The organism is Pseudomonas sp. NPDC007930 (assembly GCF_042958985.1).
Taxonomy (GTDB): Bacteria; Pseudomonadota; Gammaproteobacteria; order Pseudomonadales; family Pseudomonadaceae; genus Aquipseudomonas.
Genome location: NZ_JBIBKC010000007.1, coordinates 252,899 through 267,976 on the forward strand (window position 1 = coordinate 252,899; position 15,078 = coordinate 267,976).

Genomic DNA, 15,078 nt, shown 5'->3' on the forward strand with positions numbered 1-15,078 from the left:
TTTTCCTGGAGAACACCATGTCCGAATACCTGCAACTGCGCGACGCCTTCGTTCAACTGCAAGAACTGGCCGATGACTTTCGCGCAGAAGGGGCCCGTGCCGACCGCGAAGGCGTAGCACCCCGTGCCAGCCTCGAAGCCCTGCATGCCCGCGGCCTGCTGCACGTAACCCATTCGGCCGCCCTGGGCGGCCCGGATGGCAGCTTGGGCGGGGTGCAGCCAGCGCTGTTCCTGAACATGCTAAGGACCATTTGCCGCGCCGACAGCGCCACCGGGCATTGTTTCCAGTTGCACAACCATGCGCTGTGGCAACTGGAGACCATCGGCACCCCGGAGCAGATCGAGCTGTTCGTGAAGCCGGCGCTGGAGAAATTCAGCATTTTTTCGGCGGTCGGCAGTGAGCCGGGGCGCATCAACATGTACGAGATGAAAACCCGGGCGGTGAAGGTCGAGGGTGGCTGGCGGGTGAACGGGGTGAAGAACTTCGTCACCAACGGCACGCTCGCCGACCTGATCCTGACCTCCGTGGCACTGGACGGCGTGGAGGGCTATCTCGACAACCTGCAAATGATGATCATCCGCCCCGACATGCCCGGCGTGAGCTGGGATGACGCCTGGTACCAGCCCCACGGCATGCGTGCCGCGCGCAGCCCGATCATGCGCCTGGACAACGTGTTCGTGCCTGACAACCACCTGCTTGGCGAGCCCGGCACCTTTGCTCGCCAGCGCTGGCAAGGCCGGTTCCACCTGGGCTTTGCCGCCAACTACCTGGGCACCAGCGAAGGTTTGTTCGACTGGTACCTGGCCTACCAGCGCGGCCGCAACAAAAGCGCCGACCCCTACACCCAGCTGCGTGTGGGCGAAGTGAAGATGCAGCTCGACGCTGCCGCCGCGCTGTTCGACCGTGCTGTGCTGAGTTGGGGCGCCGGTGATGTGGTCAGTGCCGAACTGGCCTCGATGAGCGCCAAGTCCACGGCCGCGCGCACTGCCTACAGTGCCTTGCAGAGCGTGTTTTATTCGGCCGGGGCGACGGCGCAGTTCGACGAACACCCGCTGGGGCGCACCGCCCGCAACATCGAGACCTTCGTGGTGCACGCCGGGCATGACCGTACCGCGCAAATCATCGGCCAGGCGCAACTGGGCGCCAGCTTCGACTCCACGTTGCAGCGCTGAGGGCACCTCTCATGACTCGCCAATTGCACTTGGGCTTGTTCATCCAGGAAACCGGCCACCACATCGCCGGCTGGCGTGAACCCGGCGCCGCCGCCGATGCCGCGCGCAGCTTTCGCAGCCAGGTTGAGCTGGCGCAACTGGCCGAGGCCGCCTGCTTTGACCTGGTGTTCATCCAGGACTCTTACGCCATGCGCGGTGCCAACGATGTAGATGCGTTGCAGCACAGCGCCCGGGCCATTCACTGGGACCCGCTCACCGCGCTGGCGGCGCTGGCGATGGTCACCGAGCGCATTGGCCTGATCGGTACCGCGACCACCACCTACAACGAACCCTACAGCGTGGCGCGCAGTTTTGCTTCGCTTGACCACATCAGCGCCGGCAGGGCTGGCTGGAACCTGGTGACCTCGAACAACGAAGCCGAGGCGCTGAACTTCAGCCGCGATAGCCACGCCGTGCACAGCGACCGTTATGCCCGGGCCGCGGAGTTCCTGCAGGTGGTCAAGGGGCTGTGGGATACCTGGGAAGACGATGCCTTTTTGCAAAACAAAGCGACCGGGCAGTTTTTCGATCCCGGTAAGCTGCACGTGCTGGACCACAAAGGCGAGCATTTCGCCGTCAAAGGCCCGCTGACCCAAGCCCGCCCCCCACAGGGGCATCCGGTGCTGGTGCAGGCAGGCTCGTCTGCCGCGGGTAAGCAATTGGGGGCCACCACGGCCGATGTGATCTTTACGGCCCAGCAACGGCTGGCCGATGCCCAAGGTTTCTATGCCGACATGAAGCGCCTGGCCGCCGCGGCCGGGCGTGACCCAGCGCAGTTGTTGATCATGCCGGGGCTATTACCGGTGGTGGCCGGCACCCAGGAAGCGGCCGAGGAAAAATTCCGCCAGTTGCAGGCACTGGTGCTCCCCAAGGTGGGGCTGGCCACCTTGGCCACCACCTTGGGCGAAGTCGACCTGAGTGGCTACGATCTTGATGGCCCATTGCCCGAACTGCCGCCGGCCAACGGGCCGCAGAGCCGGAGGCAGTTACTGGTCGATATGGCCCGGCGCGACAACCTGAGCATTCGCCAATTGTACGAACGGGTGGTGGGCGCCCGTGGGCATTTGACCGTGGTCGGCACCCCTGCGCAGGTGGCCGACGTGATGCAGCAGTGGCTGGAGGAGGGCGCGGCTGATGGCTTCAACATCATGCCCGCGCACTTGCCGGTTGGCCTGGCGGACTTCACCGAACAGGTAGTGCCGGAACTGCAGCGGCGTGGGCTGTTTCGCCGGCGTTACGAAGGCCATACGCTGCGCGAGCACCTGGGGCTGGCCCGGCCAGCGCATCCCCATGGCCGCTGAAACCCTCACCGGCCGGTTGGCCGAGGCTGCATTGGCGTTGGCAGCACAACCCTTGCCAAACGAGGTGCTAGGGTTGGGCGGCGAGCTGCTGGCGGACCTGCTGCTGGTCGCAGCCGCCGGCCAGGCCGAAGCAAGCAGCCAGGCACTGATCGCGGCAGCCGCCGCGGCGCCTGGGCCGTGCCAGGTGTGGTTCGCCACGCCTGCCGCGCGCCGTGCCCCAGCCGAAGCGGCGTTCGCCAACACCCTCAATGCCGCGGCGCTGGATTACGACAGCCTCAACCAAGCCGTGCACGCTGACCTGGTGACATTGCCCGCGGCATGGGCCATGGCCGAGTACAGCGGCCGTACGCCGCTGGGCATGCTGCAGGCGTTCTTGATCGCGAGCGAGGCGGTGAGTCGCTTATCCCGGGGGGGCACTGGGCCCTCCAAAGGCTGGTCGGGCACTTCGCTGTACGGTGGCCTCGGTGCCGCGCTCGCCAGTGGGCTTCTACTGGGCCTGGATGCTCGGGAGTTGCAGCACGCCCTGGGGCTGGCCGCCGCACAGGCCGCTGGCAGCCAGCAAGGCAACCTTGAACACACACTGGCCAAGCGCCTGCAGCCGGCATTCGCGGTGCGCAACGGTGTTCAGTCCGCGTTACTTGCCCAGGCCGGCGCCACGGCGCCGCAGAATGCGCTGGAGGGCCGGTTCGGATTGCGGGCGCTGTATCAACCGGGCGATGACTCTGCGCTACTCAGCCATTGGGGCACGCAGTGGCAGGTGTTTGATACGGCCCTGAAACGCTACCCAACCTGCGCTTGCGGCCACGCTGCCATACAGGCATTGCTTGACCTCCAGGCGCGCGTTTGCTTCAGTGCTGACGCCGTCGAGGCGGTGACCGCCTTCGTCTCTCCCTTCATGCATCGGCTGGTGGGGGCGCCATTGAAGTTGACCGCGGACCTGCAAGTGGTGGCGCAATTCAGCCTGCAGTACCAGTTGGCGTCGGTGTTGCTGCGCGGCCCGTTCAACCTGCAGCACCTGCTACCTGACGCGGTGTTGGCGCCGGCGATCGCCTCCTTGGCCAAGCGGGTGAATGTTCAGATAGACCCCGCCAACCTTCATGAATTGGCGCCGGCCAGTGTGCGGGTGCGGTTGGCGGATGGGCGTGTGTTGCAACAACGCTGCGAGCAACTGCCCGGCGGGCCCGCCGCGCCCCTTAGCAGCGCGCAGCGTGCCGCCAAAGCGCGCGAGTGCGGTCTACATGCACGGCCCGCGATCAGTGGCACCGCCGTGCAGGCCATGGCGCGAGGCTTGGCGGCACGCCCCGGATTACCCGACCTTCTCACCTCAGGGCTTGAACAATGAGCATTCCTCAACCCCCGGTCTACTGGGTCACCGGCGCCTCGGGGGCGCTGGGCAGCGCCATCGCCTTGCACCTGCATCGCAGTGGTGCGCAGGTGGTTGCCAGTTCACGAGAAATAACGCGGCTACCGGTGCCCACCGAGCTCTGGTGGTCGCTGGCCGTGGATGTGGCGCACGAGCAGGCGGTGGGCCGTGCGGTGGGCCAAATCGTCGAGCGCTATGGTCGGGTCGACGGGCTGGTCACCTGCACCACGGGCCCCGGCTTCGGTGATTTTCATACCTTGCAGGATGATGTGTGGGCCACCGTACTCGATACCAAGCTGATGGGCTCGGTGCGGGCGGTGCGAGCGGTATTGCCCGGCATGCTTGCGCGGCATCGGGGCAGCATCGTGATGCTCACTGGCCGGGGTGGCAGTGTACCGCCACCTCGGCATCTGCCGGGTTCTTGCGCCAACGCCGCGCTCAACCTGCTCGCACAAGGGCTGGCGACCCAATACGGGGAGCAGGGCATCCGAGTCAACACGGTCGCGCCGGGGCCTATCGCCTCGCCAAGGCTGGAACAGATGAAAGCCGGCGTGGCCGCGGCGACCTCAGCGCTCGGGGGGCCTGGCCGGCCAGAAGATGTAGCGGCCGCCGTGGCATTTTTGCTGAGTGAACAGGCTGCGCACATCACCGGTATTTGCTTGCCGGTCGATGGCGGGCGGCCGAGGTAGCCAGGCCCAGGCAATCGTGCCTGTCGACCGAGGGAGGCTTGAAGGCCCTTGGGCCTGCGTCAGGCTTCTGGCGACGGCAGGCCCAGGTTGCGGCGTAGCGTCGTACCTTCATACTCGCGGCGGAACAGCCCGCGCCGCTGCAACTCAGGCACCAGTTGTTCTACGATCGCCTCCAAGCCCTCAGGGAAAAAGTCAGCGTTGAGGTTGAAGCCGTCCGCGCCACGCTCGGTAAACCATTGCTCGATGGAGTCTGCAACCTGTTCGGCGGTACCCACAATGCTGCGGTGCCCATTAGGGTTGCGCGCCAGCACTTGGCGCACGGTGAGTTTCTCGCGCCGCGCCAGGTCCAGGATAGCGCCCACGAAGCCCTGGCTGCTTTTTGCCGCGCCGGCCGCCTCCAGCAGCGTCCAAGGCAGTTCGCGGTCCAGTTCCAATGCCTCGGCGGGTATGCTCAAGGCATTCGCCAGGGCCTGGCGTTCACTGTCGAAGCCGGCCACCTCGTCGAGCCAGGCCTTGCGCTGCTGCGCCTCGGCCTCGGTGGCCCCGAGTACCGGAAACAGCCCGGGCAGGATCAGCACGTGATCAGGGTTACGGCCATGGCCGGCGGCCTGGCCTTTTACGTCGCGGTAGAACCCCTGAGCCGCCGCCAGGCTGTGGTTGACGCTGAACACCGCGTCGGCATGGCGCGCCGCCAGGGCAATGCCTTCAGGAGAGCCGCCGGCCTGAAGCAGCACCGGTTGGCCCTGTGGTGAGCGTGGCACGTTGAGCGCGCCCTTCACGCGAAAGTAATCGCCATGGTGGTCGATCGGGTGGATACCCTCGAGCCGGGCGAACTGGCCGCTGGCGGCGTCCGCAACCAGCGCGTCGGCCTCCCAGGAGTTCCACAAGCCCTTGACCACCTCCACCGCTTCGCCAGCACGCCCGTAGCGCTCCTGGTGCCCAGCCAGTTGCTCGAGGCCAAACAGCCCCGCCGAGTGGGCGTTGCGCGTGGCGACCACGTTCCATGCCACACGCCCACCCGACACGTAGTCCAACGAGGCGACGCGCCGGGCGATGTTGTACGGGTGGTTGAAGCTTGAAGACACCGTCGCGACCAGCCCCACATGGCGGGTAACCCGGGCGATGGCGGTCAGTGGGATGAACGGATCAAGCGCCTGCCAAGGGCGTGACACCTCTGGCAGGCCATAGTCGAAGCCGTCGGAAAAGAACACCGCGTCGAGTTTGCCTCGCTCGGCCAGGCGGCCGATGCGTTCGTAGTAGTTCAGGTCGAGGAACGCCAGCGGGTCTTGTGCCACGCGCCATGACGCCGGGTGGCGGCCGCTGTTGTTCACGTTGATGTTCAGGTGCAACTGGCGCTTGCTCATTGATCAGGCTCCTGCGCGCGCAAGGCGGCGAGTGGGCGGTAGGGGTGGGCGACGCTCCAGGGATCAGCCACGGCCTGATCGAGGATCCAGCGCCCGATGGCGTGGGGTTTCCAGCGCACGGCATCGTGCAGCGTGTGGGTGCGCGCATCGCGCCAGTAACGATCAAGGCCATTGCCCTGGCGTGCCGAGCGGGTGCCGCCGATGTCATAGAGGGTGTTGCTGACCTGCAGTACAGCACGCGTGCTGAGCACCTTGGCCTGGGCCACTTCGTAGTAAGCCTCCAGCACCGCGTGCAGCTCGCTGGTTTCATCCAGTTCGGCCAACTGCGCGGCGGCGGCCTCCACCAGGCGCCGCGCGGCGCGGGCTTGCAGGTGCAGTTCACCCAGTTGGCTGACGCCCAGTGCGTCGTCGACGAAAGCCGCCGCGCCGCTGCCACGCCCGCCATGTACCTGGCGGCCGAGCAGCAGTGCCTGTTGCAGCGCGGCCTCGGCCAGGCCTACGTCAATGGCCGCATGCAGCAGCTGGCTCTGTGCGGCAATGCGGTAGTGCAAGCGCGGCGCCGCCGGTACCCGTACGATGGCCCGCGCCTGCACCGGCACGGCCTCAAAGCGCGCACTGCCCGATGCGGTCGTGCGCTGGCCGAGGCCATCCCAGTCGTCGATCACCTGCACACCCGGGTGCTGGCGATCGACGATCACTGAAACCACCGTGCCTTGCTCGTCCAGCGCATGCACGCTGATGTGCTCGGCCAGCAAGGCACCGGTGCTGTACACCTTGGCTCCGTCCAGGTACCACTGCTCACCCTCGCGGCGCAGCTGCGTTTGCGCCTGGCCGGGGTGGCGCTCGCCGGGTTCGGCGGTAGCATTGCCGAAGAAGTCTCCCGCGCCCACGCGCCCCAGGTAATACGCACGTTGCTCAGCGGTGCCGGCCAGGCGCAGGCGTTCTACGGCATTGAAGTGGTTCTGCGGGATCTGGCCGAGGCTGCCATCGGCGCCCGCGACGATCGCCAGGGCCTGTACCAGTACCCGGTGATCGAAGCCCAGCCCGCCGTATTGCACCGGTACGTTCAAGCGCCAGAAACCCAGTGCGCGTAGGGCCTCGATAGCCTGTAAAGGGTATTCACGATACTGATCACGCGCGGCGGCGCCCTCGGCGATCTCCCGGGCGAGCGCGGCCAGCGCAGCGAGAAAATCCGCTTGTGCCTGCTTGCTCATGGCACCTCCTTGACCGGCACCGCTTGCTGGGCGTTGTTGTAGCGGCCATCGAAGCCTAGCCGCACATCGACCTTGCGCTTGATGGCACCCCCTTCGAGCAGGGTGTCCGCGACGTGCTGTTCGGCATCGAGCAACGTATTGTCAAACGGGCGGAAGGCCCCGCCGCGCACGTTGTACTCGTAGGCCGCGCGCTCTGGGGTCAGTTTCAGGGTGCTTTGCAGCACTTCGGTGGCCTCGGCCTGATGGGCCTGGTGCCAAGCCCAGTAGTGCGACAGCCGCGCGAAGTAGTCTTGCAGCGCCTGGTCCTTCTGCGGGTCGGCGATCACGTCACTGCGCGTGGTCCAAACGCCCAACGCCGGAATACCCGTGTCCTGGTCCGTCAGCAGCACCTTGGCCTGGCCCTTGTTGATGGCGGGGAGGATCGCCCCCAGGTCGCCCGAATACACATCGGTCTGCCCCGATACGAACGCCGCCGCCGAAGAGGCGCCATCGTTGAATTTGATCGGCTTGATGGCCTGCTCGGTGAGGCCAGCCTTGACCAGCGAACCGAGGTACTGGGCGTGGTTGTAACCGCCGTAGTTATAGGCCCAGGTGTGGCCAGCCAGATCCTTGGGTGAGTCGATGTGGGCTGAGGTGCGCACGGCGGTGATCAGCCGGGAGAACTGTTTTGAATAATCGTTGCGCCAGCCAGCGACGATTTTCAGCGGTGCATTCTGCGCGGTCCAGGGTTCGCGGGCATTGGCCTGCTCGATCGTCAACGAAGTGTCGCCCATATGGCCCAGATCGATGGCCTTGCCGTAGAGGGCCGAGAGGTTGGCCGCTGGGCCGGTGAGCAACACCCACTTCACGTCGTACGGTGCTCCCTGGAGCACCCCGGATTTATCGATCAACGCCGGAAAGCCGGCGTCCTGGTAGGCAATGTTGAGGGTCAGGCGCTCGGCGCCGGCAGCGTGGCCGGCCAGCAGGGCCAGGGCGGGAAGCAAGGCGTGGGTGATCCGTTTCATGCAGCATCCATTTGGCAGTTGAGGTTATTGAGCGCGCCCCAGGTGCTCCAGCACCTGGCGCTTGATCACGTTGAATTCACGGGAGGTGGTATCGCGCGTGCGCGGCAGGGCGACCGGGATATCCGCGCGTACCTCGCCGGCGCCCAGTACCAGCACGCGGTCGGCCAGCAACACGGCTTCCTCGATGTCGTGGGTCACCAGCAGCACACCGGGGCGGTGTTGCTGCCAGAGGTCTACCACCAGGTCCTGGACTTTGCGCCGGGTGAATGCATCCAGCGCGCTGAACGGCTCATCGAGCAGTAGCAGGTCTGGTTCGCGATACAGCGCCCGGGCAATTCCCACTCGCTGCGCCTCGCCGCCAGACAAGCTCGCAGGCCATGCGTCGGCCTTGCTGCCCAGGCCCACTTCGGCCAGCGCCCGCTCGGCGCGCTGGCGCGCATCAGGCTGGCGCCAGGCTTGCAGCACCACGTTCTTCCACACGCGCTGGGCGAGAATCAGGCGCGGGTCCTGAAACACTACCGCGCTTTGCGCGGCAATTTGCGCCTGGCCATGGCTGGCCCTTTCAAGGCCGGCGATGATGCGCAGCAAGGTGGTTTTGCCAGTGCCGGAGGGGCCCACCAGGGCCACGAACTCACCTTTGTGCAGGGTGAAATCCAGGGCGGCCAGTACCTGCTGGGCGCCGTAGTTCTTGCTCAGGCCGTGCAGTTGCACCACTGGCTCGCCAGGCGGGTGCGCTGGCCGCTGCCGGGGCAGGCGTTCAAGGCTGCTCATGGCGTGGCCTCCAGGTCAAAAGGCTGCGTTCGAGCAGGCGCATGGCAACGTCCACCAATACCCCCAGCACGGCGTAGATGAGAATGCCGGCGATGATGATGTCGGTGCGCTGGAACTGGTTGGCATTGTTGAGGATGTATCCCAGCCCTGCGCTGGAATTGATCTGCTCGGCCGCCACCAGGCCCAGAAGCGCCGCGCCCGCCGCATACCGCCAGCCCACCAGAATCGACGGCATGGCCAGCGGCAGCACGATCAGGCGTACCTGCTCGGTGCGGGTCATGGCAAAGCTGTTGCCCAGCTCCAGCAGCTTTTTGTCGATGCCGCGAATGCCGTGGTAGGCATTCAAATACACCGGAAAAATCGCCGCCCCGACGATGAGCAATACCTTGGCCAGCTCCCCGATACCGAACCAGACCACGAACAGCGGCACCAGCGCGATGAAAGGGATGGTGCGAATCATCTGCAGCGGTGCGTCGTAGAGCCGTTCGGCCAGGCTCGACAACCCCGCCGCCACCCCCAGAGCCAACCCCAGGCTGCCACCGATGGCCAGGCCCAGCCCCGCACGGGCAAGCGATACCGGCAACGCCGCCTGCAGCTCACCGGTATTCCACAGTTCCTGATAAGCCAGCAGGATGTGCCAGGGCGATGGCAGCACGAAGTCATCGAGCACACCAGCGCTGGCCGCTGCCTGCCAAAGCGCTAGCAACAGCAAGGGCACCAGCAGCCGCAGGCTGTGCCCGCGACCGCGGGCGACGGCGCTGGGCGCCTCCCCGTCGAAGTGGTATTGCAGGGTTCTTACCGCCATTGTCAGGGGTCTCCTTCGAGTCAACGAAGGTCGACCTTAGGCATCACAGCGTTGGGGGCGCCAATACGGGTAGGGACTATGGTTATGCGATGGTGAGTGTTTCGGGAGGGCCCTACCAAAAGCCTTGGAGGTTGGCCTGCTCCGGCAGCGAAGCCAGCTTGCGCTGCAGGCCGTTCAAGTCGATGGCGCCGAATTCGGCGCACTGCTGGGCTTTTTCCTGCTTTTGCCGCAGCGTCAAGGGGAGGGCGGGCGAGCCTGGAGGCGCCTGCTGGGTATAGCGCTGCTCACTGCCATCGGCCAGCAGCAAACTGAGCGTCACCGGCGCGTAGTCCCCGGTGTTGGTGGGGTCTACGCGCAGGTGTACCTTGCGCACCATGGCAGCGACCTCGGTGTCTACCACGGCGCTTGGGGCAAGGTCGGCAAGGCTGAACGAGCCGCGCAGGAAGGTCACCGCCAGTTGGTAGCGCAGGTTGCGCTGGCCGATGTTCTGGGGTTGGTCGCCAGGGCTGAATTCGGCGCCCACGTAACGAAAAATACCTGGCGACACGTAGGCAACGATCTGCACCACCTCGCTTTCCTTGAAACGTTGCGGTTGTAGATGCAGCAGGGCCTCGATGGCCGCCTGGGCGAAGGCGGCCACCGGATAGCGCTTGAGTGACGAGCCCAGTTGCGCCCAGTCGGTGAACAGGCCGTCGAACAGGTCACGGTCGTTGCCGCGGTGGTAGAGCGCGCTCAGCCCGAATGGCCCTTCCAGCGCCTGGCTGGGCGCGGTCGCGCCGAGGGCGGCCAGTTGCGCCGCGAAGGCGCCGTTACGCGCGGCGAATGCTGGCTGTAGCCCGTGGCTCGAGGCCGGTTCCAGGATCGCCTGCCGAGTACCGGCTGCCTGGGCCATGGCCAGCCCTATGGCATGGGCCAGTTGTACTGGGCTCAGGCCAAGCAGCACACCGGTACTTACCGCTGCGCCCACTGCGCCGTAAACAGTGGTTTCCGACCAGCCGCTTTCCTTGCCTCGCCGGCAGCGTGCCAGGCCAATGGTGACTTCGCAGCCCACGATATAGGCATGCAGCAGATCGAGGCCACTGCGCCCGGCGTGTTCGGCGCTAGCCCATGCCGCGGGCAGGCAAACCCGGGCTGCCTGTACTTTGCCGAAGTACCCGTCAAAGCCCACGCTGCTGGCATGCAGGCTGTTGATGAAGGTCGCCTCTTGCAAGCCCATTTGCCTGTGTGGCTCGAACCAGACGCGCGCGCTGCCGCTCGACGCTGATACCGCGCCGCGTAATGCCTGGTTGCCGGCTTGCTGGCGGCCCACGGCTGCCACCAGCAAGGTGTCGGTGAGCGACTCATGGGCCTGGGCGAACAGCTCTGGCGGCATTGCTTGGGGACTCAAACCATGGATCTGCCGCGCCAACCGCAGGTTCATGGGGGTGTCTGGCATGAAACGATTCCTCGGTTACTGGGTTCAGGCGTAGCGGCGGCCACCGCCGTCAACATACAAGCGTGTTGCGTTCACGAAGCGGGCCGCGTCGGAGAGCAGGTACACCACCGCGTTAGCGACGTCTTCAGGCTTTCCGGGGTAGGGTAATGGTGTGTCGTCCGCGGTGGATGGTTTGCCCGCCGCGCGCAGTTCAGCCAGGCGCGGTGACTCGATGGGGCCGGGGTCCACCGCATTGACCCTGACACCCTGCGGGCCGTAACGGCGGCCCAACCCCTGAACCAGCAAATCCAATGCCGCGTTGACGCTCGAACCCACGAAGTGTTGCGGGGAGGGGTCGATACCACCCCGGCCGCTGATGATCACCACGGCGGCCTGGTCGCTGTTGAACAGGTGCGGCAGCGCCGCGCGCACCGGGCGAACTGAACCCAGCCATTTGGCTTCGAGTACTCGGTACCAGTGTTCATCATCCAGTTCCAGAAACTCGCCAAAGGCGCCAACGTTGCTGGAAGTCACCAGGCCATCCAGGCGGCCGTGCCGCGCGATGATCTGCGCGGCGGCGGCATCTACGGCGATGCGCTGGGAGACATCCACGGCGAGCGGGTGTACGCCGGCTACGCCCGCGAAGTGCTCGGCATTGACCGAGCGCGACGAGGCGATCACCGTTGCGCCTTTGCCCGCAAGCTGTAGCACCGTCGCGCGGCCCAAGGCGCCAGTCGCACCGATGACCCAATACACCCGGCCGTTGAATGAAGTGCTCATACCCCCTCCTGCTGCGCGGGCGCGTGGCGAAAACGTGCGGTGCCGTCACGTTCGAGCTGGGCGATCAGGCCCAGCTCCCAGTCCAGGTACTCGCGGAATGCGCGTTGGCGGTCTCCGGCGGCTTGATAGGGCGAGCGCCATACATCGTTGGGGCGGTCCCACAGCGACTGCTCACCGTGTTCCAGTGGCAAGCCGGCGGCGGCCCAGGCCGCGGTGCCTCCTACCAGTACCTTGATAGGCCGCGCAAGCAGCGTGGCCAGCTCAGCGGCAGCGAATTGCGCCAGGGTACCGTCGGCCGAGGTCAGTACCAAGAGGCCGTCGCCTGGCAGTTGCTCGGCTCTGTCGGGCAACCGTGCACGTACGGCAAACCACGCGCCCGGGATGTGCCCCGCCGCGAAGCTGAGGCTGTCTTGCAAGTCGAGGAGGGTCGCCTGGCCGGTGCCCAAGGCGTCGGCTAACGCTGCGGCGGTGATGCCCTGGGCAGGCGGCGGAAGCTGGGCCCACTCAATGGCCGGAACACCCTGTTCACTGGCGCGCTCGGCCGGCACCCGCAAGATGCTCACCTCGGCCCAGTTGATCTGTTCCAGCCATGAGGCAGCGACCGCGGCCCGAAGGCCTTCGGTATCGTCGACCAGTACCACGCGGGCATTCTGCGTGCCCACGTAATTGTCCACGCCCTGGACCAATTGCCCGGCCTCGGCCCATGCCGCCCCTGGCAGATGCCCGGCGCGGTATTCTTCGAGTGTTCGCACGTCCAACACGTACAGCGAGCGCTCATCGCCTTGTCGGCGATAACGCTCAAGTGTGTCGAAGTCGATTTCGCGGACCTTGAAGCGCTCGACCAATTGCGTGGCGCCGCGCCGCGCTCCGTCGAGTTGGCCTGGCTTGGCGGCGCTGTTGGTCACCCCATGCTGCAGGCTGAAGCCGGCCGCAAGCCAGTCCATGGTGCCGTTCTCCAGCGCAAGCACAGGGTTTTCGAGACCGGCATTGATCAGTGTTTGCGCGCCAATGATCGAACGGGTCCGCCCGGCGCAGTTGACGACCACGGTGGTGGTTGGCGAATTCAGCAGGGCGGGTACACGGTGGACCAGTTCTCCGTTAGGGCAGGCGACGGCACCGGGAATGCTGAAGTTTGAGAACTCTGCCAGCGTGCGGCCATCGACCAGCAGAATGTCGTCCCCGGCATCGAGCCGGCGTTTGAGTTCTTCGGCGCTCAGGTGTGGTGTTCCGAAACGCTGCTCGACGTATTCACCGAAACCTTTGCTCAAGGCACTGGTACCGGTGAACAACTCGCCACCGTCGGCCACCCAGCCTTGCACGCCGGCCTCCAGAACAGCAATGTCACGGTAACCCAAGGTTCCCAAACGCTGGGCGGCGCGCCCCGCAAGCAGGTTGTCGCCGGCGTCCACCAGCACGATAGGCGTGCCTTTGCGCGGCACCCGCGCAAGAACATTCTGCTCCAGCGTGCTGAGCGACAAGTTTACGCTGCGCAACAGATGCCCGTCATGGGCTTGCACACCGGGTTCGCGTACATCCAGCACGGCGATCTCGTCAGGCTGCAACAGGCGATGGCGCAATTGTGCGGCAGTGATACGGGAAGCGTTGGCAGGGGTGTTGCTGTGCTGTGCGGGCATGCTGAGGGTCCTCGATCAGGCAATGGCTAGTTACGTTCGCCAACAATGGCAAGCCGATCAAAGACTCGATGGTTATAAGTACCACGCCCTGGACGCACGGATTTTTTAGGTTTTTTTGGTCATGTGCTTAGGCCGGCCGGGCATTGGCGTGGCGGCTCCCGTGCGCGGCATGCTCGGCGGCTCATCGTTGGAGAGCCGCCTATGATTAGTTTGTCGCAACAGCTTGCCATTCACCTGCACGCCACCCCGTGGTCAGCGTTGCCCTCGACGTTGGTCGAGCACAGCAAAACCTGCCTCGCCGACACCCTGGCGGTGGCGTGGGCCGGGTTAGAGGCTGACGGCGTACCCGCGGTGCGCCAACTGGCGCTGGCTGAAGGTGGGGCAGGGCAGGCAAGCCTCTGGGGCGCTGCGCAGCGCCTGCCGGCGGGGCAGGCGGCGTGGGTGAATGGGGTCGCGGCAGCGGCGCTGGACTTTGACGCGTTGCACGTCAGCGGCACGGTACACGCCGACATCGTTGCGCTTCCCGCGCTGTTGGCGGTCGCCCAGCAACGAGGCGCCAGCGGCCTTGAGTTTTTGCACGCTTACATACTGGCGGTGGATGTGATCTGCCGGCTGGGCGAAGCGGTGCGGCGCTATGACGGCTGGTTCAACACCTCTGTGTGCGGCGTCATCGGCGCTGCAGCAGGCGCAGCCCGTTTGCTCGGGCTTCCGGCGCAAGGCATCACCCATGCCATGGGCTTCGCCTTGGCCCAGGCCGCGGGTACCCAGCAGCCGATGGTCGAGCAAAGCCAGGCCAAGCGCCTGCAATCGGCATTCGCCGCGCGAGCGGCAGTGCACTCTGCGCAGTTGGCCGCTGCTGGGTTGAACGCACCCGCCCAGGCTTTGGAGGGGCGCTTTGGGCTATTTAGCCTGTACACGGGCGGTGATGCCGAGACTGTGCTGGAGGGCTTAGGCCTGCGTTGGCCTGGCCTGCAGATCGCAATCAAGCGCTACCCCAACTGTGGCTGCGCCCACGCAGCTTTGGACCTCACTCTGGGGTTGGCCACCGCGCACGATGTCAGCGCCGATGCAGTATTGCGCGTCGACGTTGCCCTGCCGGAGTTCTCCACTCGGCTGGTGGGTGCGGCCTATTCGCCCGCCACCAACCCCCAGGTCGCGGCGCAGTTCAGCGTGCAATACGCGGTGGCGGTGGCATTGCTGCACCGCCGTTTCGAGCTTGAGCACATTGAACCGGCCAGCGCGCTCGACCCCCAGGCGCTGGCATTGGCCAAGCGCATTCATGTACGCACCACGGCGGGCCCTGGCAGGATGTACCCTGCCGAGGTGGTGGTTCAAACCGCTAGCGAATCGTTGGTGGCCCGTGCCAATGCGGCGCCACCGGCGTTGGCGGGCGGCGCCGCATTGGCGAAGGCGCGGGCCTGCTTCGCCTATGCCGATGCACAGCGCGAGGGCGAGCGCTTGCTGGCGCGTATTGATGTGCTGGAGCAACTGCCCTCGATCGAAGCGCTGCTCCAGTAACGCGCTCAGG

The 15,078-nt window shown here is 65.9% G+C and carries 13 protein-coding genes; 5 read left to right on the forward strand and 8 right to left on the reverse strand.

From position 1 onward, the window contains the following. The first annotated feature begins 17 nt into the window (after window positions 1-17). From ACFZCE_RS17020 to ACFZCE_RS17035, 4 genes are read left to right on the forward strand one after another with little or no spacing between them, the layout of a single operon-like run. On the forward strand, window positions 18-1,172 hold the full coding sequence (locus tag ACFZCE_RS17020) for an acyl-CoA dehydrogenase family protein (RefSeq protein WP_390941041.1): 1,155 nt from the start codon (window positions 18-20) through the stop codon (window positions 1,170-1,172). Window positions 1,173-1,183: 11 nt separating this feature from the next. Then, window positions 1,184-2,512: an NtaA/DmoA family FMN-dependent monooxygenase gene (locus ACFZCE_RS17025; RefSeq protein ID WP_390941043.1), complete on the forward strand. Its 1,329-nt coding sequence runs from the start codon at window positions 1,184-1,186 to the stop codon at window positions 2,510-2,512. Continuing rightward, window positions 2,502-3,854 carry an MmgE/PrpD family protein gene (locus tag ACFZCE_RS17030; protein ID WP_390941045.1) on the forward strand — a complete coding sequence of 451 codons (1,353 nt, stop codon included), beginning with the start codon at window positions 2,502-2,504 and terminating at the stop codon, window positions 3,852-3,854. Before ACFZCE_RS17025 ends, ACFZCE_RS17030 begins: the two co-directional genes overlap by 11 nt. Beyond that, entirely contained in the window at window positions 3,851-4,564 is a 714-nt protein-coding gene (locus ACFZCE_RS17035) for an SDR family oxidoreductase (RefSeq protein ID WP_390941047.1), read from the forward strand. Before ACFZCE_RS17030 ends, ACFZCE_RS17035 begins: the two co-directional genes overlap by 4 nt. A gap of 59 nt (window positions 4,565-4,623) precedes the next feature. Here ACFZCE_RS17035 and ACFZCE_RS17040 read toward each other — a convergent pair whose 3' ends face one another. The 8 genes from ACFZCE_RS17040 to ACFZCE_RS17075 all read right to left on the reverse strand — a co-directional run bounded on the left by ACFZCE_RS17040 (window position 4,624) and on the right by ACFZCE_RS17075 (window position 13,550). Next, window positions 4,624-5,928: an NtaA/DmoA family FMN-dependent monooxygenase gene (locus ACFZCE_RS17040; RefSeq protein ID WP_390941049.1), complete on the reverse strand. Its 1,305-nt coding sequence runs from the start codon at window positions 5,926-5,928 to the stop codon at window positions 4,624-4,626. After that, window positions 5,925-7,142, reverse strand: a complete 1,218-nt coding sequence (locus ACFZCE_RS17045) for an acyl-CoA dehydrogenase family protein (protein WP_390941051.1) — start codon at window positions 7,140-7,142, stop codon at window positions 5,925-5,927. Before ACFZCE_RS17045 ends, ACFZCE_RS17040 begins: the two co-directional genes overlap by 4 nt. Then, window positions 7,139-8,146, reverse strand: coding sequence for an ABC transporter substrate-binding protein (locus ACFZCE_RS17050; RefSeq protein WP_390941053.1), 1,008 nt, complete (start codon window positions 8,144-8,146; stop codon window positions 7,139-7,141). The genes ACFZCE_RS17045 and ACFZCE_RS17050 overlap by 4 nt, the downstream gene beginning before the upstream one ends. Before the next feature lie 24 nt (window positions 8,147-8,170). After that, window positions 8,171-8,917, reverse strand: coding sequence for an ATP-binding cassette domain-containing protein (locus ACFZCE_RS17055; protein ID WP_390941055.1), 747 nt, complete (start codon window positions 8,915-8,917; stop codon window positions 8,171-8,173). Then, on the reverse strand, window positions 8,904-9,722 hold the full coding sequence (locus tag ACFZCE_RS17060; RefSeq protein ID WP_390941057.1) for an ABC transporter permease subunit: 819 nt from the start codon (window positions 9,720-9,722) through the stop codon (window positions 8,904-8,906). The genes ACFZCE_RS17055 and ACFZCE_RS17060 overlap by 14 nt, the downstream gene beginning before the upstream one ends. Before the next feature lie 112 nt (window positions 9,723-9,834). Then, window positions 9,835-11,157 carry an MmgE/PrpD family protein gene (locus ACFZCE_RS17065; protein ID WP_390941059.1) on the reverse strand — a complete coding sequence of 441 codons (1,323 nt, stop codon included), beginning with the start codon at window positions 11,155-11,157 and terminating at the stop codon, window positions 9,835-9,837. 24 nt (window positions 11,158-11,181) lie between these two features. Then, window positions 11,182-11,916: an SDR family oxidoreductase gene (locus tag ACFZCE_RS17070; protein ID WP_390941061.1), complete on the reverse strand. Its 735-nt coding sequence runs from the start codon at window positions 11,914-11,916 to the stop codon at window positions 11,182-11,184. Continuing rightward, window positions 11,913-13,550, reverse strand: a complete 1,638-nt coding sequence (locus ACFZCE_RS17075; protein WP_390941063.1) for a rhodanese-like domain-containing protein — start codon at window positions 13,548-13,550, stop codon at window positions 11,913-11,915. The genes ACFZCE_RS17070 and ACFZCE_RS17075 overlap by 4 nt, the downstream gene beginning before the upstream one ends. Window positions 13,551-13,751: 201 nt before the next feature. Between ACFZCE_RS17075 and ACFZCE_RS17080 the strand changes: the two genes are divergently transcribed. Next, entirely contained in the window at window positions 13,752-15,068 is a 1,317-nt protein-coding gene (locus ACFZCE_RS17080) for an MmgE/PrpD family protein (protein ID WP_390941064.1), read from the forward strand. Window positions 15,069-15,078 lie beyond the last annotated feature (10 nt).

Excerpts from the sequence above, each read along its gene's own strand:
- ACFZCE_RS17020 (WP_390941041.1), top strand. The coding sequence starts at position 18 with ATGTCCGAATACCTGCAACTGCGCGACGCCTTCGTTCAACTGCAAGAA.
- ACFZCE_RS17060 (WP_390941057.1), bottom strand. The coding sequence starts at position 9,722 with ATGGCGGTAAGAACCCTGCAATACCACTTCGACGGGGAGGCGCCCAGC.
- ACFZCE_RS17030 (WP_390941045.1), top strand. The coding sequence starts at position 2,502 with ATGGCCGCTGAAACCCTCACCGGCCGGTTGGCCGAGGCTGCATTGGCG.
- ACFZCE_RS17080 (WP_390941064.1), top strand. The coding sequence starts at position 13,752 with ATGATTAGTTTGTCGCAACAGCTTGCCATTCACCTGCACGCCACCCCG.
- ACFZCE_RS17070 (WP_390941061.1), bottom strand. The coding sequence starts at position 11,916 with ATGAGCACTTCATTCAACGGCCGGGTGTATTGGGTCATCGGTGCGACT.
- ACFZCE_RS17055 (WP_390941055.1), bottom strand. The coding sequence starts at position 8,917 with ATGAGCAGCCTTGAACGCCTGCCCCGGCAGCGGCCAGCGCACCCGCCT.
- ACFZCE_RS17045 (WP_390941051.1), bottom strand. The coding sequence starts at position 7,142 with ATGAGCAAGCAGGCACAAGCGGATTTTCTCGCTGCGCTGGCCGCGCTC.
- ACFZCE_RS17050 (WP_390941053.1), bottom strand. The coding sequence starts at position 8,146 with ATGAAACGGATCACCCACGCCTTGCTTCCCGCCCTGGCCCTGCTGGCC.
- ACFZCE_RS17075 (WP_390941063.1), bottom strand. The coding sequence starts at position 13,550 with ATGCCCGCACAGCACAGCAACACCCCTGCCAACGCTTCCCGTATCACT.
- ACFZCE_RS17035 (WP_390941047.1), top strand. The coding sequence starts at position 3,851 with ATGAGCATTCCTCAACCCCCGGTCTACTGGGTCACCGGCGCCTCGGGG.
- ACFZCE_RS17040 (WP_390941049.1), bottom strand. The coding sequence starts at position 5,928 with ATGAGCAAGCGCCAGTTGCACCTGAACATCAACGTGAACAACAGCGGC.
- ACFZCE_RS17065 (WP_390941059.1), bottom strand. The coding sequence starts at position 11,157 with ATGCCAGACACCCCCATGAACCTGCGGTTGGCGCGGCAGATCCATGGT.
- ACFZCE_RS17025 (WP_390941043.1), top strand. The coding sequence starts at position 1,184 with ATGACTCGCCAATTGCACTTGGGCTTGTTCATCCAGGAAACCGGCCAC.